The sequence below is a fragment of the Snodgrassella sp. W8124 genome (genome assembly GCF_016100875.1).
Taxonomy (GTDB): Bacteria; Pseudomonadota; Gammaproteobacteria; order Burkholderiales; family Neisseriaceae; genus Snodgrassella; species Snodgrassella alvi.
The window spans coordinates 226111-250101 of record NZ_JACFRP010000001.1 but is presented as its reverse complement, the minus strand read 5'-3'; the positions used below and the strand labels follow the sequence as shown (position 1 = coordinate 250101).

The window sequence follows — 23991 nt, the reverse complement described above, 5'->3', positions numbered from 1 at the left end:
CTGCTTATGCAAAGGCCAGCTACTCATCTACGACTCAGTCTTACAACCCGCCTTAGTCCGAAGCTGCAACAATCGCTACAGGTGTTGCAGCTGTCTACGCTGGAATTACAGGAACTGGTAGCCGGCTGGCTGGCGGATAACCCTTTTCTTGAGGAAGTAGAAAATACATCTGAAGACAGCTTTTCCGATACTCAGTATGTACAGCCGCCACAGCTGGGTATTATGCAAGACGAAAGTGATATCTGGGACACGCTGGCCGACAATCCTGATATGTATGAATTGCTACGCCGGCAGGTATGTGAATACAATCTGGATGACGTTACGGCAGCACAGGTGTATTTTCTGATAGAGAATCTGAATGAGCAGGGTTATCTGGACAGCAGTTTAACTGATCTGGTAGAAAATGCACCGCTGGAATGGCGGCTGGACGAAACAGAGCTGGCACAGGCGCTGACGATTCTGCAGCAGTTTGAGCCTACTGGTGTTGGTGCTCGGAATTTACAGGAATCTCTGTTACTGCAACTGGATAATCTGTCTGCTGAATCTGTCGATAATGATGAAATTCATACCTGTGCGCGCTTACTGATTAGCAAACACTTTGGTCAATGGCTGAGTACCCATCAGTTCAGACAACTTTGTCGGCAACTGCCCCAGTTTTCTGCAAACACACTTGAAGCAGCCTGTAAACTCATTAGCGCACTGAATCCTTATCCCTGTTACGGATTACCTGATCGTAATGGTATTCTGTCTGTACGCCCTGATATGGAAGTTTATATCAATAAGAGTGGCAAATGGCAGATACGCCTTTTGCATGATACTTTTCCTCAGCTGAGAATAGAACCCGGTGTCGAAGAGTGGATAGAGCAAAAAAGCACAGAAATGGATAGTATGTGTAAAAACAAATGGCAGGAAGCACAAACGTGTCTTCACAGCCTGCAGATGCGTAAAACCACTCTGCAACGATTGGGCGAATGGATTTTGCAGCAACAGCAGGATTTTTTCAATTTTGGTTCTCTGGCGCTGGCTCCCTTAACCATTAAAGAAACAGCTCAGGCTCTTGAACTGGCAGAGAGTACTGTTTCACGGGCAATCAATCAAAAATACCTGACCTGTTCACAAGGTGTTTTTCCTCTGCGCTATTTTTTCAACCAGTCTGTTGCAGCAATGGATGATGGAACAGGTAACAGTCAGACAGCAATTAAATCACTGCTGCAAAGTATAATTAACGGAGAAGACCCGCAACATCCCTATTCTGATACACATTTGGTAAATCAGCTGGCTAAGCAGGGTATTAATCTGGCCCGGCGCACAGTTGCAAAATATCGTGAGGACTTGAAAATTCCTCCGGCGCACCAACGTAAAGTACAGTACACTAATCATTAATTTTCAGTTAACTTCCATAAAATTTATCCTGTTTTTTCCTAAACCCTTTAAAAAGGATCAGGCTATGAATCTTAAATTTATCGGACAGAATCTTGATGTTACCGCAGCTCTGAAAGACTACACACTGAATAAGCTGGAGCGCATTATCCGTCATGCCGATCAGGTCATCAGCGCAACTGTTACTTTCTCTGTATTTAAAGTACAGAAAAAAGCTGAAATTGATTTGCATCTTTCCGGTAAAGATATCCATATTGAATGTCTGGATAATGATATGTATGCTGCTATCGATTGTCTGATGGATAAACTGGACAGGGCTGTGATTAAATATAAACAAAAAAGGCAGCCTTCACATCAGACACCGGAAATATGTACTGATACGGATACTGCTACTGAACTTGAATAATCGACAGATATTTTGAATATTTCTCTAAAATACATTTGTGATTTTGATTGCAGTTTTTTACTAAACTGCTTTGCTAAAGGTATATAATTAACTTTGAAATAATATTTTATTTGTAGTTAAATAGTTTATAGGTAACATATAAATATTAATTAACACGCAATTCTTTATTCAGAATAGAAAGAGGTATTAACATGAAATCAAGTCTAAAAACACTGGCTTTAATAGCTGCAGTAGCTGCTTCTCTCTCTGCCTGTGCTGATATGACCCCGGCTCAGCGTAATACTGCTGCTGGTGTAGTGGTAGGAGGTGTAGCCGGTAATCTGTTAGGTAAAGATACCGGTGCTACTTTAGGCGGTGCTGCGCTGGGTGGTGTTATCGGTAGCCAGATTCAATAATCAAATTAGTTAACGAAAAAAGCCTGCTGATAACAGCAGGCTTTTTTATGGCTATCAATTGGGTTATTCAGATTCCGGCTGTTCAATTTTGCTGATACGTACCCGTTCCAGACGGTGCCCGTCTTTGTTCAATACTTCAAAACGGTAACCGGCATAATCAATGGTATCTCCGACATCCGGAATATCCTGCATTTCTTCCATAATTAATCCGGCTACAGTATGGTACTCAGCATCTTCCGGTAAGGTAGGCAAATGCAGATGCTGAGCCAGAATAGCATATTCAAGACTGCCGTCTACAGTAACGCTATGATCAGCATTTTGCTGGATACTGGGTGCGTCGGCACGCTCATACTCTTCTGGGAAATCACCGGCAATGGTTTCCATTAAATCTTTCATGCTGACCAGTCCGAGTACAGCGCCAAATTCATCAACTACCAGCGCAATATCAGCACTTCGCGAACGAAACAGCTCCATAGCATCAAGTACAGTGCTGCTGTCCGGTAAGACCAGTGGCTGCCGTAATGCAGCCTGAATATTTAATTGCTCTCCGCTTAATAACTGGTTAAGTAAATCTTTTTTATTCACAAATCCCAGCGGCTCATCAATTCCGGCCTTTCCTACCACTACCAGCCGTGAAAATGGTGTGCTTTGTAATTGTTGGCACTGCTGCTCACGCGGCTGAGATAAATCCAGACGTTCAATATCACTGCGCGGTGTCATGACACCCATTATCGGACGTTCGGCCAGAGTAAGCACGCTGCGAATCATGGATTTTTCATTTTCTTCAAAATGTTCGTCATCATCAGTTTGCGTACCATTTTTAGCCAGCTCTTTTTCACGCAGTCCCATCATACCCAGCACGCTGTCAGCGGTACGATAACGCCAAGAGCGGCCAATCATATCGTTACGACGGGTATTCCGGGTAGAAATCTGATTAAATATCTCAATCAGAATGGAGAAAGCAATAGCGGCATACAGATAACCCTTAGGTATTTCAAAGTGTAAACCTTCAGCAATCAGGCTGAACCCTATCATGAGTAAAAAGCCCAGACACAGCATCACTACTGTAGGATGGCGATTTACAAACTCTGTCAATGGTCCGCTTGCCCAAATCATCATTGCCATAGCGATAATCACGGCCAGCATTGCCACTGTAATGTGTTGCACCATGGCGACAGCGGTAATGACTGAATCAAGTGAAAATACCGCGTCCAGCACGACAATTTGTAATACCACACTCCAGAAACTGGCATAAACGGAGACATTGGTAATTGACGCCATAGCAGTATGCCCTTCCAGCCGTTCATGCAACTCAGTTGTTGCCTTATAGAGCAGGAAGAGTCCGCCGCCGAACATAATCAGATCTTTAACTGAAATGGCAAAACCGCTGATATGTACAAATGGCTTGGTCAGGGTAATGATAAAAGACATCAGTGCCAGCATCAGAATGCGAATCAGCACTGCCAGAGACAAACCAGCTACACGGGCATGGTCGCGCTTTTTCGGACTGGCTTTATTCGCCAGTATGGCTACAAATACAAGATTATCGATACCCAGAACGATTTCAAGAATTATCAGGGTAATCAGCCCTACCCATGTGGCCGGTTCTCCTAACCAGCTAAAATCCATTTTCTTTTCCTATGCGTTAAATACAAACAGGCAGCCTGCTACATGAGCAAGGCTGCCTTAAATCAGAGAAAAAACACGTCTACATGCACGATACAACTGCTCGAGACCTCGTCTTCCATCTGAAAGTTTCCTTAAAATAATCTTAAATGCAGTTTAGCAGCATAAAACAAAAAATCAAGTACCCCGCCTGAAAGCAAGCATTTACATAAACAGCTGAATCCGGATTGGGCTCAAAATATGGTATGCTATCACCTTACTATTTTTTTAATTACTCATGAATCTGTTTCGTCACGCCCGTTTTTATACTACCGTTAATCATCTGAAAGACCTGCCCGCAACAACTGCTGAAATTGCTTTTGTCGGCCGCAGCAATGCAGGTAAATCAAGCGCAATCAATACACTGACTAACCATACTCGTCTGGCCTATGTATCCAAAACTCCAGGCCGTACCCAGCACATTAATTTTTTTGAACTGACTAATGGCGGGTTTATGGTGGATTTACCCGGTTATGGTTACGCTCAGGTACCTGAGGCAATCCGCAGACACTGGGTGACACTGCTGGGCGATTACCTACAAACACGAAAGCAACTGATCGGTCTGATTCTGATTATGGATGCCCGCCATCCACTTAAAGAGCTGGACAAACAGATGCTTGATTTTTTCGCAGTAACCCAGCGCCCTGTCCATATTCTGCTATCCAAAGCAGATAAATTATCAAAAAACGATCAGATTAAAACCTTGTCCAGTGTTAAAAAAGCACTTCAATCTTACATTGCTCGTCAACAAGTTACGGTACAACTGTTCTCCAGTCTGAAAAAGCAAGGTATAGATGAGGTCAATCAAATTGCCACTGACTGGTTTACCCGGCAAACTAACCTGATAACAGACGCGGAAAAACCAGACCAGAGAACCACAGATTAATATTTATCTGTTGTACTACACATCTGCCAGGCTAGAACCATATCGATATTGAAATTTAAATAGTAGCGGTTTACATACAACTACAACGTATTCTTCGGCGAGAACCTGCCAGCCGGATAAGAGCATAAATAACTTTATCGGCTGGCTACAGGCAACTGATTTTTATTTTTCTGGCGGTTCCTGTTTCTGCTCGGCGTAAATTTAGGCAGTAAAAAATGCATACTTAAACCCTTGGGTTGTTGATTATCTGCATAAATTTTGCCATGGTGACGATCAATGATGTGTTTGGTTAACGCCAATCCTAAACCTGTACCCGGTTTATTAGCACTGCTGTCTGCACGATAAAAAGCAGTAAAAATATGCGGTAACTGATTTTCTGCTACACCAGGACCATTGTCACTGATATCAACCTGCCATTGCTGTTTACCACCCTCATGCAGATAAACCTTAATTTCACTGCCATCAGGGCTGTAATTAATGGCATTACGCACAACATTATCAAAAGCCCGATATAAATAGCTTTCATTGGCTTTTACCATAGCTGTATCAGGAATATCACACTGCCATGATAAAGTCTGCTGATGCTGCATGGCTATAGCCTGATTGTCTTCCACGATTTGCTTGATTAGTGGCACCAAAGACAGGGGCTCCAGCGTAATAGGCAAATCAGAAGTTTCCAGCCGTGACAAGGTAAGCAGTTCACCTACCAGTAAATCCATACGTCCCAGTTCACTTTCTAGACGCTGCAAGTGTTGTTCCTGTTTTTGTGGTTGTACGTGAATCAAACCAATAATCGCTTGCATGCGTGCCAGCGGAGAGCGCATTTCATGTGATACATGGTGCAGCAGGTGACGCTCTTTTTCCACAAGCTTCTGCAGTTTATCTGCCATATTGTCAAACTGCACAGCCAGAGAATACAGTTCATCACGTCGTTCTGATAGCTGATGAGAAACACGGGTCTGCAAATTCCCGTGAGCCAGACGATCCATCCCGCGCCACAATACGCGGATTGGCTGAGTAATATTATTAGCCAGTATATAGGCTGTTAATAAACCTACTATAATAATAAAGCTGAGAATGATAAATTCGTGCCAGACTGGTGCAATGGGTAAACCGGGAATAAAAAACGGGCTCGGCGGACGAGGAGTACGTTCATGATTCCAGCCGCGAATCATGAAGAGATATTCTTCACCCAGTGAATTATAGGCAATCTGTACGAGTTTTGAGTGCGGATGTGACAAAGCGAACTCATGTGCTTTATCAATATCCTCAGGATCAATAGGGCGTCCAAGTATGTCGTTTTTATTGTCACCGGTAATAACATACAGGTTTTCGCCACCCGGACTATTCCCCCACTCAACCAGTTGTTCGCGTATACCGGCATCACCACGTGCCTGAAACGCATTCATGGTGCTGCTCAGCAGATTTTCTTCAAAATTGCGCTGTTGTTTAAACCGTGTTTCGGCTAAAGTGTTTTGTACCAGCCAGAATGAAGAACTGGCCACAAAAATGGCACAAACAATAACAGCACAAAAAGTAGCAAAGATACGGGGGAACAGTTTCATAAATCAGAACAGGCTGTTTATTAACAGCCTGTATCCACTGGTTCAGTTTTTTACAAACAGATAACCCAGACCACGCACAGTCTGAATCAGACTGGCATTGCCCAGCTTATGACGAATACTGGATATATGAACGTCGATACTGCGATCAAATTTAGCCAGCTTCCGGTCTAGTGCTTCCAGAGACAGTGTTTCTTTGCTAACTACCTGTCCGGCATGACGCATCAGAACTTCCAGCAGATTAAATTCGGTACTGGTCAGCTCCAGTGGTTCCTCTTCAATAGTAACCTGACGTTTAGCCGGATAAAGTACTACACCACTGGCTGAAATACTGTTCGGAATGCCATTCTGGTCATTGTCATGACTTTGATGTGTACGGCGGAGGATAGCATTGATACGAGCCAGCAATTCACGCGGCTGACAAGGTTTCGGCACATAGTCATCCGCACCCATTTCCAAACCGATAATGCGATCAATATCATCGCCTTTGGCGGTTAGCATAATAATCGGAATCTTGCTTTGAACCCGTACCGTTTTCAATACATCCAGACCGTTCATTTTCGGCATCATGGAATCTAGAACCACTACATCATACTGACCGGTTAAAATTTCTTTAACACCGGCTTCACCATCAGCAACGCGGCTGACTTCCAGACCTTCTGCTGTCAAATATTCAGTGAGCAGTTCAGTCAACAAATTATCATCATCAATTAATAATACGCGATTCATATCATCCTCCTAAATGGAAGTGCGTTGTCTGTATTGACTACAGACGAATTTACTATATTTACACTTTGTATCTTAACATGTAGGTTGAGATTATCTTTACAATAACAAGGCTTTTGCTCATTTTTTCATTAAAAAGCACTATGTTAAATATTTGTCTGAACTTTATAAACAATTCACTTTCTGCATGCTTTGCTGCTGATATTTCAGGCAATCTTGTTGCAATTGTGGTATTACTGCCACGGCCTTAGGCTGCTGTTTAAATCTGCTTATAAAACCAGGAACAAGTACAGGATAATAATGACTTACATGGCTGAACCACTCTTTAGCCTCATTATTCTGATGTGCTTGCTCTAAGTAAAATCCGCGCATGAAAGTGTTGCTATACGGGCGATACCGTCCGGCAAGCAATGCAGCCTGTTTACCCCATAAAGGTAAAAAAGAATCAGTAACATTCAACTTTTCGATAATTGCCATGTCTACATAATAACGAAGAAAGTACATTTGATTACGCAAATCATGCATACGGCTTACTTGTTCAGCCTGGGGCAGATTACGTTCAGCACGCACTTTTAAAAAACGCTGATAGTTCATCATTTGCCACAGAAGCAGAACCATCGAAATCAATACCACTATGGCGCAAAACTGATTTACACGGCCGGACGCCGGACGGCAAAACCGTTTCAAGTCTTCCTGTGATACAGGCGTTAATGCCACAAACAAAACAAACACAGCAAGAAAATAGCTGTACCACAGCGGATATTCCAGCATGCTGTGGCATAAAGACACCAGAATCATACTGATCAGCACAATTGATGCCGGATTAAATCCTTTACGTAAATGAGGCCAGATAACCCATAAAAAGCAGGCACTGACAATTAGCAGTCCAACTATGCCTGTTTCAGCCAGTAATTGTAGTACCAGATTATGACAATGAGTAAACAGCACAGTATTTTCATACTGACGAAAACCATTCGGATAAACATCTGCAATAGCAAAGCCCTGATATGAATAACTGCCCCAGCCATAACCAAACCACGGAGCGCTTTGAAATATCAGCCAGGCCTTATGCCACTCCATTTGTCTGCCTGACCGGGCAAATCCACCCTGTTCCAGCCGTGCTGTTCCGGATTGAAAATTGATATGCAGCAACATGTCAAATAATGGGCTTAATATCAGCTGAAACAGCAATACCAGACCTATGGCAATACCCAGCATCAGCAACAGGCGATTCGCTGCAGAGCCGGCACGCCAGCGCCAGAAAAATAGTGACAGTCCTATTACCAGCACATAGACAACAATCGTCCGTGAACCTATCAGTCCCATAATGCCGGTAAACCAGATTAATAAAACCCATACCAGCCAGTTAGGCAGACGTCGCTGTTCCCATAAAAAGCACAGTGCCAGCACGCCCCACATCAGATAATGCCCGAGATGATTGCGCTGTGCCAGCTGACCATAGATGTAATGATTACCCGGACCGCGCAATATTCCCGGTATCCGGCCTGCAATATCAGCAAACTGCATTACACATACGATTGACTGCAGTAATACACCCAGCACAAGAGCCATCGCCAGAATAGTGACAGCCTGAGTCTGGCCTATGCGAATCACCCATGCCCGTGCAGCCCATGCGAGCAAAGCCATTACTACAAATACCAGAGCAGTCAGATCAGACTGGCTGATATAAGTAAGATGCATAACTCTTGCCTGTAGCATCAGCAAAAAAGCGAGCAATAGCAGACTGATACAGGCAGGAGGAAATGAAAACTGAGTTTTGCGTGTCAGTACCGTTAATCCAGTCAGACAAAGAGCAAAAAATAACGTCCCGGCTTCCAGATAAAAGCTTGACAGCGTACCTACCCGCCAACTCGACATAAATGGCACAATGCATAAAGTCAGCATCCCCAGCCACCATATCAGTGTGGACAGACGGCAAATACTCGGACACGAATCAATTTGTGACTGATTCATACAACTCTCCAACGAATAACATCATTAGCCGGCTTATATTATTTATTAAACAGGCTGCCTGAAAATTCTCAGGCAGCCTGTTATTTCAGTAAAAAAGCAAAAGTGACAAAACTATTCTCTTCCCGAGTGGACTGTTAAAGCAGTCTTTTTGTTACTACTACCCCAACAGCGACACACCAGAATTCCTACTTCATAAAGAAGAATCAGCGGTATAGCAAGTAATGTTTGCGACAGCACATCCGGTGGAGTCACTACGGCAGCTACAACAAAAGCACCTACCACCACATAGGCACGGGCTTTTTTCAATTGCTGAACAGACACTACTCCGATTCTGTTTAACAGAATCACCAGTACAGGCACTTCAAATGTTACTCCGAATGCTACAAACATACCTAGAATAAAAGACAAATATTTATCTATATCAGTTGCCATACTGACACCAACAGGAATAACACCGGTAAGAAAACGGAAAATAACCGGAAAAACCAGATAGTAGGCAAATGCCATACCTAAAGCAAATAATAAAACACTGGCAATCAGTAATGGCAGTATCAGACGTTTCTCATGTCTGTACAAACCCGGTGCCACAAAAGCCCAGATTTGATACAGAGTATGCGGAAGTGTCAGAAGAAATGCCGCCATCAGTGTTACTTTTAACGGCACAAAAAATGGAGCAATCACTTCTGTGGCAATCATATGCTGACCAGCCGGAAGATTCGCCATTAATGGTTCAGCTACAAAAGTATAAATTTTTTGCGCAAAAGGCACTAAAACTGCAAAGCACAGCAGCAGAATTCCCAGAATCCACATCAAGCGGCGACGCAATTCCAGCAAATGATCAATCAGCGTCAATTCAGTATTTTCTTCAACCTGCTTCACAATCGGTTATCCATCAATGTCGGCGTACCCGCAGTTTAGGAGTAATGCTGTGCCGCGGTCGCATATCCCGCCGGCGTTGCAGAGCCTGCCGGCGTAACGACACCCGATGCAGCAATGGCGCTTCCCTTACCGGCAAATGATAATTTTGTGACGACCCAGAGAACTCAGGCGTACTGTCTGTTTCAGCCTGCTGTTCATCTTTAGAGAGCTGACGTTTAAGTGCATCTACTTCCCCGCGGATACTATGCACATTGGCATTGATATCATGCTCAAAAGAACGGGCTGCGGCTTCAATACTGTCACGCGCCTGCCTGAATTCTGCCACACCGGCCTGCTGGCTTAGTTCGGTTTTAACATTATTAATGAAATTCTGAATGCGCCCGACCCAGAGACCGGCACTGCGTGCTACCTTGGGTAGTCGCTCCGGTCCGAGTACAACCAGAGCCACAGCAGCAATCAGTAAAATTTCACCAAACCCCAAACCAAACATAAATGCTTTCTACACTTTGCTGTCGTCTTTATTATGTTCGATTACATCATCATTTTTTGTGCTTTCCCGGTCACTTTCGTTCAGTCCCTGCTTAAAATCGTGTACAGCTCCGCCCAGATCTTTACCAAGATTACGTAATTTTTTGGTGCCAAAAACCAGTACAACAATCAGTAATACCAAAGCCCAATGCCAAATTGAAAAACTGCCCATGATGTTATCCTTTACTTCAACTGCCTAAAAAAACATGCGCCTGCTGTTTACTCACAGCTGCGCATATTTAAAATTCCATTGTAATTACTGTGGCTGGCGACTGGCTTTTTCAGTCAGACCAGACACATTTTGCCGCTGCTGCAATTCCTGCAATACATCTTCAACCCGAATCTGATGATAAGTTAATAACACCATCGTATGAAACCAGACATCAGCAACTTCTTTAACTAAATGCTGTTTATCTCCGTCTTTGGATGCCATTAATACTTCACCGGCTTCCTCAATAACTTTTTTCAGGATTTTATCTTCACCGGCATGCAATAACTGAGAAACATAAGAAGTTTGCGGTGAAGCCTCACGTCTGCTGTCCAGCACATCAGCCAGTTCAGTTAATACTCTGGAAAAATCTGCTTTTTCCGGCACTTGTGTCATCCTGCTTCCTCTTTAATCAGTATGTGTGTGTCCTTTGGCAGGACATGTATATATTTCATTTTCATTTTTGATAACCGGGTCAGTGCTCTGCCAGTCACCATCATGATAAACACGATAAAAACAGCTGGCATGTCCGGTATGACAGGCAATACCTCCGGACTGCTCAACCAGCAACACCAGTGCATCACCGTCGCAATCCAGCCGCATTTCATATACCTTTTGCGTATGCCCGGACTGTTCACCTTTCATCCATTGCTGCTGGCGTGACCGGCTGTAATAATGAGCCAGACCAGTACTTACTGTCTGACGCAAAGCTTCGGCATTCATCCATGCCACCATAAGAACGCGCTGAGTATGTCTGTCCTGCACCACCGCGCAAACCAGACCTTTATCATCCCACTTTATCGCATCCAGAAGCGTATCAAACACTGCAATTGTCCTTATTTTCAGGTAAACATACAACCATTATCGGCAGCTAGATTAGATACGCATCTCAATACCGGCCTGTTTCATGGCTATCTTGGCATCCTGAATACGTACTTCACCAAAGTGAAAAATACTGGCAGCCAGTACAGCATCAGCATGACCTTCCTGAACACCTTCTATCAAATGTTCAATATTGCCCACACCTCCTGATGCAACAACAGGGACCGACACAGCATCACTTACAGCCCGGGTTAACGGTAAATTAAACCCTGCACGGGTACCATCACGATCCATACTGGTCAGCAAAATTTCACCGGCTCCGCGTAAGGCCATATCCTGTGCCCAGGCTACTGCATCGAGTCCGGTATGCCGGCGTCCGCCATGAGTAAAAACCTCCCAGCAGGTATTCTCAGCATTGACTGCTTTAGCATCTACCGCCACAACAATTGCCTGATTACCGAAAAATGCACTGGCTTCACTAACCAGTTCAGGATTGGTCACTGCTGCGGTATTAATTGATACCTTATCAGCACCGGCATTAAGTAAGCGGCGCACGTCTTCAACACTGCGTACGCCGCCCCCTACTGTCAGCGGAATAAACACTCGGCTGGCTACCGCTTCAATAACATGTAAAATCGTATCACGATTATCCGAACTGGCAGTAATATCCAGAAAAGTCAGCTCGTCAGCACCTTCATCATTATAACGCTGTGCTACCTCAACCGGACTACCGGCATCACGCAAAGAAACAAAATTAATTCCCTTAACTACTCGCCCGTTATCAACATCCAGACAGGGAATAATACGTTTGGCTAAAGCCATAATAATGCCATCTTTCTCTGCTACTGAGCAGCAATCATTTACCTAGCCACTGCGCAACCAGAGCAAAAATATGATTCTGATAAAAATAGTAAACAATACCCACAACTAATGTATAAATCACGGCACTGGTAGTACTTACAGCAATAATATCAAAGAGCCATATGACAATGAATACAAATACCCATTGTGCTATCCATCCTACTAACCAGACATTGTTAACTTCCGGCCATGCATGTTCTATGATGCTGCTGAATACCATCATCGCCATCGTAAATATACTGGCCTGAAAAAAAGTCTGTCTCGGGCGGTTCATTGTAAACAATAGCCATAAAACTATTACTACCGCACCTAAGATGCTAACCATAAACGTCCTCCCTGATTACCTGTACAGTTACAGTCCAAAAATCATATTGGCTATCGGTATTAATCGAGTCCTATATGATTATTATTAATTTATACAAAATCAGATTATCAGAAAATATTCTGATACAAGCACTGTCAGCAAAATTTATTACTTATACTGATCAGCCATCCGCTGTGCTGCGGCCAGATCAAGTGAACCTTCATAAATCGCGCGTCCAACAATAGCTCCGACAACTCCTTGCCCGGCTACGGCACATAAAGATTCCACATCTTTCATACTGCTCACCCCGCCGGATGCAATAACCGGCACAGAAGCTGCCTGTGCCAGCTTGACTGTGGCGTCAATATTCACACCACTCATCATTCCGTCACGACCAATATCAGTGTAAATAATACTGTTAACACCATCATCCGCAAACTGTCTGGCTAGCTCAGTAACATGGATATCTGTCACTTTTGCCCAGCCATCAATGGCAACCATGCCATCTTTAGCATCCAGCCCCACAATAATTTGTCCGGGGAAAGCTGCACATGCCTGACGCACAAATTCGGGATTATTCACAGCTGCTGTACCAATAATGACAAAACTCAGTCCTAGCTGCAGATATTGTTCAATTGTATGCAAATCACGAATGCCACCGCCAAGCTGTACAGGCACATTATCCGCTACCTGTTCAAGTATCGCTTTGATGGCGGTCATATTTTCTGGTTTTCCAGCAAAAGCACCATCCAGATCAACTAAATGCAAACGACGCGCACCCTGCTGACACCAGTGCACAGCCATCTGTGCAGGCTCATCAGAAAATACAGTGGCTTTTTCCATCAGCCCCTGTTGAAGACGTACACACTGTCCGCCTTTTAAATCAATTGCCGGAATCAATAACATATTAAATTCAAATATACTGACGAGTTAAACACCGGTACCTTTACTTCAATTAAAACGTACCATCCCACCGCAAAAAATTACCCAGCAGCTGCAAACCGGCCGCATGGCTTTTTTCAGTATGAAACTGCGTAGCAAAAACATTATCTCTGCCTGCTATACAGGCAAAATTACCGGCATAATCAGCCGTACCCAGAATAATTGACGGATCCTCTGGTCGCAGATAATAACTATGAACAAAATAAAACCATTCATCCTGAGCCACACCGGCAAATAAAGGATGCTCTTGCATCTGATGTACACGATTCCAGCCCATATGCGGTATTTTCAGTGGTCTGCCATCAGTACTTAATGCAGCCTGAAAACGCGGTACCGTACCCTGAAACCAGCCTAATCCGGCCGTATTACCCTCTTCGCTACATTCAAACAGCAATTGCGCGCCAACACAGATACCAAAAAACGGTTTGCGCCACAATCCGTCTTCCAGTGCATCAGCCAATCCGCTCCGCTGCAAAGCGGCCATACAATCCGGCATAGCCCCCTGACCGGGAAAAATAATTTTATCAGCCTGATATACCTCATCCGGTTCGGCTGTCAGAATAACTTCCGCCTGCATCTGCTGTAACTGGTTTGCTGCCTGTACAGATTTCAGCACTGAATGCAGATTTCCCATACCATAATTGACAATGGCTACTTTCATCTTCATATCTTTATAAAATCAACTGAACATACCTGCAGCAAAAGTTTATCCGGAGTCCGGTTATCACTAACGGGCTGCCTGCAAAGAAACAGCTTGTTATCATACATGAACACCGGATAGCTGAAAATCTGAAACTGGCAGATTATGATACGTAGCCATAATCTTGCTAAAAAAACACATATTTATCAGCAATTATGCTGATTATTTCCATATTATCCATCAGAATTTTATTATCCGGTGACTGATTTCATTTATTTTTATCCGTTAAATTCAATGACAGCTAACCGTAAAAAAATAATCCTGAAGATATAAATAACCGGCATATTCATCAGCAATTTGTTGTACAAGCCGATAGAAACTGTAATCAATCACTTCAAATACAATATAACGTATATAAGACAGCCATCAGTAATTGTGATTTGCAAAATAAATTATTGCAGATGGTTTCATAATTACTCGTACAGACCGACATAAATAAATTTATCCGCCAATGTATACACACCAGCGGATTAGAATCTATACAAAACCATTATGCAGTCAGCGTACCTTTCGTCGACGGCATCACCCCTGCCATTCGCTCATCCTGAGTAACAGCCATTCGCAAAGCACGACCGAAGGCTTTAAAAATCGTTTCTGCCTGATGATGAGCATTCAAACCACGCAAATTATCAATGTGCAAAGTCATCATGGCATGATTCACTAAACCATGAAAAAATTCACTGAACAAATCCACATCAAACCGGCCGATTAACGCCCGGGTAAACTCTACGTTATACACCAGACCGGGGCGACCGGATAAATCCAGCACCACCCTGCTCAAAGACTCGTCCAGCGGCACATAACTGTGACCATAACGCGTAATACCGCATTTATCACCTAGTGCCTGTTTTAACGCCTGTCCCAGCGCAATGCCAATATCTTCAACAGTATGATGATCATCAATATGCAGATCTCCGCGACAACGGATATCCAGATCAATCAACCCATGACGGGCAATCTGATCAAGCATATGCTCCAGAAAAGGCACTCCGGTATCAAAATTTCCTACACCGGTGCCATCAAGATTAATACTTATTTGTATTTTTGTTTCACTGGTATTACGCGTAATTGTCGCAGTTCGCATGCAATGTTCCATTTCAGAATTATTTATATATGCAGTAGTATAAATTGCCTGCAGCATTTCTCCACCACACCTACAATCTATATCAACTCAATTCTGCCGGCAAGGTCAGCCGGTGTTTTCTTTAAGCAAACACAAAAAACACTTTTATCAGATAAAATATTATCAAATCATCCTCTCTTGCTTTCGATCAGCCTGACTACATATTAAAATCAACATTTATCTTTTTATTTTTTGTAATTATGAGTCAAACCAGCCATTATCAGTTACATCAGATAGACAATATTTCTCTGCAACGCCTATGCGGCGTATTAGACCAGCACATTATCAGCCTGGGTAAAGCTCTGGATCTTGAAATTACCCGTCGTTTTGACCATTTTACCTTAAGCGGAGAACATATCAGTCAAGGAGTAAAAGCATTGGAGAATCTGGCCAACATAGCGCGTGAGCGCGATATCAGCGATAGTGACATCCATTTAGCTGCGGTAGAAGCCAAAACCACCACCCAGGAAAACTCAGACCACCATGAACCCAAAGTCTGGACACTGCGCACCCGCCGCGGCAACATCAGCGGGCGCACCCCGCGTCAGAACGGTTATATACAGGCATTATTAAAACATGATGTCGTATTTGGTCTGGGACCTGCCGGTACCGGTAAAACCTATCTTGCTGTCGCCGCCGCAGTAGATGCCATTGAAAAACATCAGGTAGAACGTATCGTACTGGTTCGTCCAGCTGTAGAGGCCGGGGAAAAACTCGGATTTCTGCCGGGCGATCTGGCACAAAAAGTCGATCCGTATCTGCGTCCCCTGTATGACGCCCTTTATGACCTGATGGGCTTTGACCGTGTGACCAAACTACTGGAAAAAGGGCTGATTGAAATCGCACCTTTAGCCTATATGCGCGGACGCACACTTAACGGGGCTTATATTATTCTGGACGAAGCCCAGAATACCACACCGGAACAAATGAAAATGTTCCTGACCCGCATCGGCTTCGGAGCCAAAGCAGTGATTACCGGTGACATCAGCCAGATCGACTTACCTAAAAATATCAAAAGCGGTCTGAAAGACGCGCGTGAAAAACTCAGCAACATTGAGGGGATTTATTTTCACGTGTTCACCAGCGAAGACGTAGTACGCCATCCGTTAGTACAGAAAATTGTCGACGCTTATGATGAAGCAGCTGAAAAAGAACAGTAATCTTTTGATTAATGATTAAACAAAGCACACTGATAACGCAATAAAATAATTTGTTTACCGGCCCGACAGGAGCTGCATATTCCGCACAGACAGGAAAATGATATTTTACCGCCTGTTGCTAACAGCATAACTGTCAAACAACCCGGATATATCCATTTTCCGGCATGTTAAACTACATACGGTAAATAAATTCCAACCAACATAAATATGATGAAAACTATTCTGATCACAGGCTGTTCCAGTGGTATCGGGTATGCAACCGCTCAGCTTCTGCGACAAGACAATTGGCGCGTTTATACAAGCTGCCGTCGGGCAGAAGATGTAGAGCGCTTACGTTCAGAAGGTTTTCACAGTCTGCAACTGGATATTACCAATGATGAACAGATACAGGCAGCTATCGAAACCGTAATAGCCGAATTCGGCCACCTTGATGCTTTATTTTGCAATGCCGGTTACGGTCAGACAGGCGCAGCCGAAGATCTTTGCCGGGCAGCCTTACAGGAACAGTTTAATACCAACGTATTCGGCACATGGCAATGCATCAACGCAGCAATGAAAATTTTCCGGCGTCAGCAGCATGGTCGTATTCTGGTAAATTCCAGCATACTGGGCTATGCAGCCATGCCATGGCGCAGTGCTTATACCAGCAGTAAATTTGCACTGGAAGGACTATGTGATACATTGCGTCATGAAACTCATGCCATTGGTATTTATATCAGCCTGCTTGAGCCCGGACCCATCACCAGTCGCTTTCGTCCCAATGCACTGATTAAATTCAAACAATATATAGATGTTGAAAACAGCGTGCATCGTGCCGCCTATCAGGCACAGCTCAACCGCCTGCAGGCTGCCGGTTCTGTCGCACCGTTTACACTGACTGCCGAACAATGCGCCCAGGTCTGCGCCCGTGCACTCAATGCCAGCAAACCTAAAGCACGTTACCCGGTTACCGTACCGGCACACCTCTTCTGGTATCTGAAAAAATTCCTGCCCATCAGCTGTCTGGACTGGCTGTGTCGCACTGCCGTCAGAAAACAGGGAAAATCAAACTGACCCCCACCACAGCCATTTGTCCCAACCAGCCCGCAAAAATCTTATAACAATGACAGAATTATTCAGTACACCCTCATTATCCCGCAAAGGTAATAACACCAGAATCGCCCTTATCCGCAGCGGCATAGCAGCCATGACCACACACGGCTACATCAATGCCAATATTGAAAGCATACTGAAACAGGTAGGCGTACCCAAAGGTTCTTTTTATCACTATTTCAAGAGTAAACAAGAGTTTGGCACAGCTATACTCCAATACTACGACCACTTTTTTACTGAAAAACTGGAACAACATTTATTAAACCAGAATATCTCTTCCGCACTGGCCAGAATTAATACATTCTGCACAGATGCCAAAACCAGCATGGCCAAATATCATTTCAACAGAGGTTGTCTGGTGGGTGAACTAATGCAGGATGAATCTCTTCTGCCACAAAATTATCCTGCTTTACTCAATAACATCCTGCACAACTGGCAGGAAAAAATAGCCGGTTGTTTGCAGCTGGCGCAACAGCAGCAAGAAATCAGTTCACAAACAGACTGCACAAAACTGGCTTACTTCTTCTGGCTTGGCTGGGAAGGTGCAGTCAGCCGTGCCAAATTACTCAAAAATGCAACGCCGCTGGATATCTTTACCGAACAGTTTTTTAATCTGATAAAAAACCATTAGTCAGCTTCCAATATCTGTTGCCAGCCATAATTAATAACACTCTACTTAACTGAAATTTAATCAAAATCCCTTATATACTCGGATAGACTCGGCAATAATTACTTACAACTAGACAACCGGTCTATAATAAAAACAGACCATTCGTCTAGTTAACTGCAACAGGAATATCATCATGCTATCCAAAGCCATACTCTTAGAAAAAAATCAGACTGAATTTTTCTGCAACATCCACAATATTAGTGAAGACACCCTGATGCAACAATCAGGTGATACCATGATTGAGGTGCAGTATTCAAGTTTGAATTATAAAGATGCTCTGGCTATTACCAACAGCGGACCTGTGGTACGGCAATGGCCGATGATTCCCGGTATAGATGGTGTCGGAACCGTTATTAGCACCAGCAGTAAGCATTTCAAAGCCGGAGATAAAGTGATTTTAAATGGCTGGGGCTGTGGAGAAACCCACTGGGGCTGCATGAGCCAGCGTGCTTTTCTCAATGCAGACTGGCTTATCCCCCTACCCGCAGGCATAACTGCCCGACAGTCCATGATTATCGGAACCGCCGGATATACAGCAGCCTTGTGTGTACAACGTATAATCGAGCATGGCATTACCCTAAAACAGGGTAATATTCTGGTTACCGGAGCCACCGGCGGTGTCGGTTCAGTGGCGATTATGTTACTCACCCGGCTGGGCTATACCATTACCGCAGCTACCAGCAAAATCAACGATACAGATTATCTACAGCAACTAGGTGTGCAGCATATTATCGACAGCAAAACCTTGTCTGATACAGGCAAACCATTACAAAAGGAACAATGGTCGGCAGCCATTGACGTGCTTGGTTCTCATAGCCTGGCTAATATCTGCGCACAAATCCGGTATGGTGGCATTGTTACCGCCTGTGGACTGGCGCAGGGTATGGATTTTCCGGCCACAGTTGCACCATTTATTTTGCGAGGTATTACTCTGGCAGGTATTGATAGCGTCATGGCATCACGGGCAAAACGTATTGCAGCCTGGGATTTTCTTGCCAGACATCTGGACATTCAGCAATTAGAAAATATCGCGCATACCATATCGCTGAATCAGTGTCGCGACATTGCAGAAGATATCATTAGTGGTAAAATCCGAGGACGATTTATTGTCGACGTAAACCATTAAACCGATAATAGTAAACCTAATCTGCTGCCGGATATGACTTGCAGCTAACAAATATCCGGCATAATCTTTTATTATATCGTTAACAAGCAACATGCTAACTTAAAGCAATACTAAAATAACCGTAGTCAATTTCAACCATACATAATCATCCTGTATCAATGAATCCGCTAACCGTCTATCTTGCATCAGGCAGCCCGCGCCGGCATGAAATCCTCATTAATCTTGGCTACCATGTATTGCGGCTAAATGCAGAGATCGATGAAACCCCCTATCCGGATGAAAACGCCACAGATTATGTTCAGCGCATGGCAAGCATGAAAAACCGTGCAGCACTCAATGCCTGGCAGCAAAGCAAACAACAGCCACCAGAGTTTCCCCTTATCAGTGCCGATACCACCGTCAGCCTGAATAACCTGATTCTCGGTAAACCGGAAAATATCAACGATGCAACTCGTATGCTTAAACTGCTGTCAGGACAGCAACATCATGTCCATACAGCAGTCTGCATCTATTGGCAAAACCAAACCTTTCAGACCCTGCAAACCAGTACCGTCAGTTTTGCTGCCTTAAATGATGAACAGATTGCCGCCTATATTGCTACCGGTGAGCCATTGGATAAAGCCGGAGCTTACGGTATTCAAGGGCTGGGCGGAATGCTGGTCGAGCATATCAGCGGCAGCTTCACCGGCATCATGGGTTTGCCTGTATACGAAACTACTCAGCTGCTCACCCAATGTGGCTGTACACCACTTACCCGATCATAATAAGCAGAATTAAATCAGCATCCGTACAACTACCATGAAAATTTCTCTTCCACTATTCACTCTTACACTTATCTGCCTGACAGCCTGTTCACATAATGAGAGCACACACAGCGTCAGTGAAGCTGCGGCTATCACCGCTTCGGATATCCAAAGTACCCATCTGGAAACCACCACTACCCTGGACCGGATTGCGGATGAAATAAACTCAGCCAGTAACGCTTCAGGCTCAAACAGCCATCCGGCCCGTTCTGCCTCCCTGCCTGCACAACATCAGTAAACTTATTATCTGCCATCACAATTTATCTGCATTCGATAGCATCAATGCAAACCAATTCAAAACTATAAAACAAGTTAGCTTTGATTAGTATGGGTAATATCCGACAGCATAACGGATAAAAAACAAACCATTACCAGCCATCCGCAGCAGGCATAATTGACGCAGAAAAATCAAAAATCTACCATTCTTGATTAAATAACTTAATCAAGATGAGCACCATTGTGGTTGATACAGCAGCAAAACACAATCAGCATGGCGGCGTAAGAGCCGGCGCCGGACGCAAAGCCAGAATTGCCGGACCCAAAATAGTCAAACGCATTCCCGTCAGCCTGATACCGGCAGTAGAACACCTGATGAATCAGCTGGCTGTTACCCCGCTGCGACCGGCACAGCATCTTCCTGCCGACTGCTGGAAAATAGCCGACAACCTCACGCGGCTCAACATTCCCTTAGCCATTGAAACCATTCCCGCCGGCTTTCCCAGCCCGGCAGAACCCTACATCAGCGATTATCTGGACTTCAACCAGTACCTGATAAAAAATCAGGCTGCCACCATTGCCGTACGCTGCGGTGGTGATTCTATGCAGGATGCCGGTATCAGCCGTAACGATTTGCTTATCATCGACCGCTCCCTCACACCCAAACACCGTGATATCGTCATGGCCGATTTAGGTAATGAATTTACTATCAAACGGCTGCACAAACTGGATAACAGCCATATCGAACTACACTCCGAAAACAGCAGCCAGTCTTATCCCAATTTCAGCCTAAAAGAAGGCGATACCCTTGCCATCGTCGGCGTCGTAACCTACGTTATCAAACACATCCGCTAACCAAGAAACCATGTTTTCAGATCAGCAACTTGCCTTTGTCGATATCGAAACTACCGGCGGACGCACCACCAGTGACCGTATTACTGAAATCGCGGTTATTTACACAGAAGCCGGACAGCAGCAACCACAAACTTTTCATACCCTGCTTAATCCCGATACCAGCATTCCGCCTTTTATTCAGTCTCTTACCGGCATCAGCAATAAAATGGTAGAAAAAGCACCTTATTTCGATAATGAAATTGCCGACCGGCTGGCAGCCATCTTCAAAGAGCGAATCTTTATAGCGCACAATGTGCGTTTTGATTACGGCTTCATCAAAGCCGCTTTCAAACGGCTGGGCAGAACATTCAACCCGCAGCAACTGTGCACCGTTAAACTGTCGCGTCTGCTTTATCCCGAACACAAACATCACGGACTGGACAAAATTATTGCCCGCCACAACATCGACATGCAAAACCGTCACCGGGCATTTGCCGATGCCAGGGCTATCTACGACTTCTGGCAGCAGCTCAGACACAACTTTTCCGCAGACATCCTGCATCAGGCCTGTAAAACCATCATGCAGCGTCCCAGCCTGCCCGCTCACCTGCACAGCGATGTTCTGGAGAACATCAGCGACGATTACGGCGTGTACCTTATTTATGGTGACAACGACATTCCTCTGTATATTGGCAAAAGCAAACAAGTTAAAACCCGCCTGATGAGCCATTTCAGTCAGGATGTACACAACAGCAAAGAAATGAGCCTGTCACAGCAAGCCAGAAAAATCGACATTATCCCCTGTAGCGGCGAACTGGACGCCCTGCTCACCGAATCAGCTCAGATTAAACAGCGCCAGCCCATCCTCAACCGCCGCCTGCGCCGTCAGAAAGACCTGTTCAGCTTCCGGCTGAATACCAATACTAACGGATACAATACCCTGAGCATCGTACCCATGAGCCACGTTCAGCTTAACCGCGAACAGCACTATTACGGCCTGTTTCACAGCAAAAGCGATGCACAGAAAAGCATTAAAAACATCATCAGCAACACTGATCTGTGTCTGCAAACGCTGGGGATCGAAAAAGGCAGCAATAACCGTCCCTGCTTCCGTCATCAGCTGCATCAGTGCAGTGGTGCCTGCATCAACAAAATTACCGCCGACATGCACAACCTCAAACTTGCACTGGCCTTACAGAAACTTAAACTGGCTGCATGGCCGTTTAGTGGTTACGCCTATATAAAAGAACAGCACAAATACCACATCTTTCACCACTGGATTTATCTCGGCAGTGCCGGCAATACCGACGAACTGCAAACCCTGCTCAATCAGCCGCAAGGACAGCTTGATCGCGACATCTATCAAATCATCCGTCAGCATAAACATCTGCTGCAAGCCCTGAATCCTGCCCATGTTTGCCCTGATTGACGGCAATAACTTCTATTGCTCCTGCGAAAGAGTCTATCGCCCCGAACTCAGGCAGCAACCCGTTATCGTACTGAGCAATAACGATGGTTGCGTCATTTCCCGCTCCAATGAAGCCAAAGACATGGGCATCAGAATGGGCATACCTTACTTTCAGATTCAGCACCTCGTGCGGCAAGGCAAATTAATCGTCTTCTCGTCCAACTACGAGCTGTATGCCGACCTGTCGCGACGCATGATGAGCACCATCGCCTCACTGGTACCGGCCATTGAAATCTACTCAATCGACGAATGCTTTGCCAGCCTGCACGGTCTGAACAACCTGCATCAGCTCGGCCACAATATCCGCTCCCGTATCCAGCAGTGGGTAGGTATACCGACATGTGTCGGCATTGCCCCTACCCGTACACTAGCTAAATTTTGTAACCATCTGGCCAAACGCCACCGCCATCACTTCAATGGCGTTGTTGTCTGGACAGACTGGAATCAGAATATCAGACAACGAGCCCTTGCCAGCGAGCCGGTTACCGAAATCTGGGGTATCGGCCGCAGAACCGGTCACAAACTCGCCGCCCAAGGTATTCACACCGCTCTGGATTTCATCAATGCCCATACCCCAACCTTAAGAAAACAATTTGGTGTTGTACTCGAACGTACCCAGCGGGAAATGCAGGGAATTCCCTGTAGCGAACTCATCACAGAAGAAGCCGGTCGTCAGAATATCGTCCGTAGCCGCAGCTTCGGCAACATGGTCACCAATCTTGACGGTTTACAGGCGGCCATCAGCCATCACATTACCGCCGGAGCAGCCAAACTGCGCGAACAAAACAGTCAGGCACATATCATTGGTGTATTTATCTACACCAACCGCTTTCGCCACGACCTGCCACAATACATCGGCTACCGGATTACCAAACTGCCTCAGGCCAGTAACGACACACTCACCCTCAACCACATTGCCCGGCACCTGTTAAACAGCATCTACCGTTCCGGCTACGAATATAAAAAATGTGGAATTGAACTGAGTGGCATCGAACCAGTGCACACCTTCCGGCAGTTAAATTTACTCTGCCACAGCCAGCACAATCACCGCCCTGAACTAATGAGAGCATGGGACAACATCACCAGCCGCTACGGCCGCGGCAGCATCCGGCTTGGCAGCGAGCTGCAATCTGGCGACTGGCTTATGACCCGAACTCAGCTAAGCAACTGCATCACAACCAGATTTAAAGAAATATTAACTATCTGAATACTTTACACAGACTATCCATAACCAAGATCGTCTTTTAAAGAATAGGTTTTC

The 23991-nt window shown here is 44.9% G+C and carries 26 protein-coding genes and 1 pseudogene; 13 read left to right on the top strand and 14 right to left on the bottom strand.

Going from position 1 to position 23991, the window contains the following annotated elements:
* The first annotated feature begins 6 nt into the window (after positions 1-6).
* The 3 genes from rpoN to H3U73_RS01085 all read left to right on the top strand — a co-directional run bounded on the left by rpoN (position 7) and on the right by H3U73_RS01085 (position 2181).
* Entirely contained in the window at positions 7-1383 is a 1377-nt protein-coding gene (gene rpoN, locus H3U73_RS01095; RefSeq protein ID WP_084552096.1) for an RNA polymerase factor sigma-54, read from the top strand.
* A 64-nt stretch (positions 1384-1447) separates the two neighbouring features.
* On the top strand, positions 1448-1786 hold the full coding sequence (gene hpf, locus H3U73_RS01090; RefSeq protein ID WP_084552097.1) for a ribosome hibernation-promoting factor, HPF/YfiA family: 339 nt from the start codon (positions 1448-1450) through the stop codon (positions 1784-1786).
* A 191-nt stretch (positions 1787-1977) separates the two neighbouring features.
* Complete coding sequence (locus H3U73_RS01085) at positions 1978-2181, top strand: glycine zipper 2TM domain-containing protein (protein ID WP_025331276.1); 204 nt, start codon at positions 1978-1980, stop codon at positions 2179-2181.
* Positions 2182-2244: 63 nt separating this feature from the next.
* Here the strand turns inward: H3U73_RS01085 and H3U73_RS01080 are convergent, their stop codons facing one another.
* Positions 2245-3810: a TerC family protein gene (locus tag H3U73_RS01080; RefSeq protein WP_100116022.1), complete on the bottom strand. Its 1566-nt coding sequence runs from the start codon at positions 3808-3810 to the stop codon at positions 2245-2247.
* 274 nt (positions 3811-4084) lie between these two features.
* Between H3U73_RS01080 and yihA the strand changes: the two genes are divergently transcribed.
* Positions 4085-4732, top strand: coding sequence for a ribosome biogenesis GTP-binding protein YihA/YsxC (gene yihA / locus H3U73_RS01075; protein ID WP_198189838.1), 648 nt, complete (start codon positions 4085-4087; stop codon positions 4730-4732).
* Between the two features lie 134 nt (positions 4733-4866).
* Here yihA and H3U73_RS01070 read toward each other — a convergent pair whose 3' ends face one another.
* The 13 genes and pseudogenes from H3U73_RS01070 to hisB all read right to left on the bottom strand — a co-directional run.
* Positions 4867-6297, bottom strand: coding sequence for a cell wall metabolism sensor histidine kinase WalK (locus H3U73_RS01070; protein WP_084552099.1), 1431 nt, complete (start codon positions 6295-6297; stop codon positions 4867-4869).
* Between the two features lie 42 nt (positions 6298-6339).
* On the bottom strand, positions 6340-7023 hold the full coding sequence (locus H3U73_RS01065) for a response regulator transcription factor (RefSeq protein WP_084552100.1): 684 nt from the start codon (positions 7021-7023) through the stop codon (positions 6340-6342).
* A gap of 162 nt (positions 7024-7185) precedes the next feature.
* Positions 7186-8994, bottom strand: a complete 1809-nt coding sequence (locus tag H3U73_RS01060; RefSeq protein WP_084552101.1) for a PglL family O-oligosaccharyltransferase — start codon at positions 8992-8994, stop codon at positions 7186-7188.
* Between the two features lie 111 nt (positions 8995-9105).
* Entirely contained in the window at positions 9106-9873 is a 768-nt protein-coding gene (gene tatC, locus H3U73_RS01055; RefSeq protein ID WP_025331282.1) for a twin-arginine translocase subunit TatC, read from the bottom strand.
* A gap of 13 nt (positions 9874-9886) precedes the next feature.
* Positions 9887-10363 (bottom strand): Sec-independent protein translocase protein TatB, encoded by a 477-nt coding sequence (gene tatB, locus H3U73_RS01050; RefSeq protein WP_025331283.1) that lies wholly within the window; start codon positions 10361-10363, stop codon positions 9887-9889.
* Positions 10364-10372: 9 nt separating this feature from the next.
* Positions 10373-10573, bottom strand: coding sequence for a Sec-independent protein translocase subunit TatA (gene tatA / locus H3U73_RS01045; RefSeq protein ID WP_025331284.1), 201 nt, complete (start codon positions 10571-10573; stop codon positions 10373-10375).
* An 84-nt stretch (positions 10574-10657) separates the two neighbouring features.
* The gene (locus H3U73_RS01040; RefSeq protein WP_078475718.1) at positions 10658-11005 is read right to left on the bottom strand and encodes a phosphoribosyl-ATP diphosphatase; all 348 of its coding nucleotides are present in this window, start codon (positions 11003-11005) and stop codon (positions 10658-10660) included.
* 12 nt (positions 11006-11017) lie between these two features.
* Positions 11018-11434: a phosphoribosyl-AMP cyclohydrolase gene (gene hisI / locus H3U73_RS01035; protein WP_025331286.1), complete on the bottom strand. Its 417-nt coding sequence runs from the start codon at positions 11432-11434 to the stop codon at positions 11018-11020.
* A gap of 51 nt (positions 11435-11485) precedes the next feature.
* Positions 11486-12253 (bottom strand): imidazole glycerol phosphate synthase subunit HisF, encoded by a 768-nt coding sequence (gene hisF / locus H3U73_RS01030; RefSeq protein WP_025331287.1) that lies wholly within the window; start codon positions 12251-12253, stop codon positions 11486-11488.
* A 34-nt stretch (positions 12254-12287) separates the two neighbouring features.
* Positions 12288-12617 (bottom strand): hypothetical protein, encoded by a 330-nt coding sequence (locus H3U73_RS01025; RefSeq protein ID WP_025331288.1) that lies wholly within the window; start codon positions 12615-12617, stop codon positions 12288-12290.
* A 147-nt stretch (positions 12618-12764) separates the two neighbouring features.
* Positions 12765-13502, bottom strand: coding sequence for a 1-(5-phosphoribosyl)-5-[(5-phosphoribosylamino)methylideneamino]imidazole-4-carboxamide isomerase (gene hisA, locus H3U73_RS01020; protein ID WP_084552103.1), 738 nt, complete (start codon positions 13500-13502; stop codon positions 12765-12767).
* 49 nt (positions 13503-13551) lie between these two features.
* A complete protein-coding gene (hisH, locus tag H3U73_RS01015; protein WP_084552104.1) occupies positions 13552-14199 on the bottom strand; it encodes an imidazole glycerol phosphate synthase subunit HisH in 648 nt (215 codons plus the stop codon).
* A 529-nt stretch (positions 14200-14728) separates the two neighbouring features.
* A pseudogene (hisB, locus tag H3U73_RS01010) lies at positions 14729-15319 on the bottom strand (imidazoleglycerol-phosphate dehydratase HisB); the annotation flags it as partial.
* Between the two features lie 242 nt (positions 15320-15561).
* Between hisB and H3U73_RS01005 the strand changes: the two are divergent.
* The 9 genes from H3U73_RS01005 (at position 15562) to H3U73_RS00965 (ending at position 23937) form a co-directional block, all read left to right on the top strand.
* On the top strand, positions 15562-16521 hold the full coding sequence (locus tag H3U73_RS01005) for a PhoH family protein (RefSeq protein ID WP_084552105.1): 960 nt from the start codon (positions 15562-15564) through the stop codon (positions 16519-16521).
* 210 nt (positions 16522-16731) lie between these two features.
* Entirely contained in the window at positions 16732-17574 is an 843-nt protein-coding gene (locus H3U73_RS01000) for an SDR family NAD(P)-dependent oxidoreductase (RefSeq protein WP_198190320.1), read from the top strand.
* 49 nt (positions 17575-17623) lie between these two features.
* Positions 17624-18244 (top strand): TetR/AcrR family transcriptional regulator, encoded by a 621-nt coding sequence (locus H3U73_RS00995; RefSeq protein ID WP_084552107.1) that lies wholly within the window; start codon positions 17624-17626, stop codon positions 18242-18244.
* Between the two features lie 172 nt (positions 18245-18416).
* A complete protein-coding gene (locus H3U73_RS00990; protein WP_198189836.1) occupies positions 18417-19409 on the top strand; it encodes an MDR family oxidoreductase in 993 nt (330 codons plus the stop codon).
* Positions 19410-19567: 158 nt separating this feature from the next.
* Positions 19568-20173: a nucleoside triphosphate pyrophosphatase gene (locus H3U73_RS00985; protein ID WP_084547664.1), complete on the top strand. Its 606-nt coding sequence runs from the start codon at positions 19568-19570 to the stop codon at positions 20171-20173.
* A gap of 34 nt (positions 20174-20207) precedes the next feature.
* Positions 20208-20450 (top strand): hypothetical protein, encoded by a 243-nt coding sequence (locus tag H3U73_RS00980; RefSeq protein ID WP_084552109.1) that lies wholly within the window; start codon positions 20208-20210, stop codon positions 20448-20450.
* A gap of 209 nt (positions 20451-20659) precedes the next feature.
* Entirely contained in the window at positions 20660-21283 is a 624-nt protein-coding gene (locus H3U73_RS00975; RefSeq protein ID WP_198189834.1) for a LexA family transcriptional regulator, read from the top strand.
* A gap of 10 nt (positions 21284-21293) precedes the next feature.
* Complete coding sequence (locus tag H3U73_RS00970) at positions 21294-22691, top strand: 3'-5' exonuclease family protein (protein ID WP_084552111.1); 1398 nt, start codon at positions 21294-21296, stop codon at positions 22689-22691.
* On the top strand, positions 22675-23937 hold the full coding sequence (locus H3U73_RS00965) for a Y-family DNA polymerase (RefSeq protein ID WP_084552112.1): 1263 nt from the start codon (positions 22675-22677) through the stop codon (positions 23935-23937). Before H3U73_RS00970 ends, H3U73_RS00965 begins: the two co-directional genes overlap by 17 nt.
* Positions 23938-23991 lie beyond the last annotated feature (54 nt).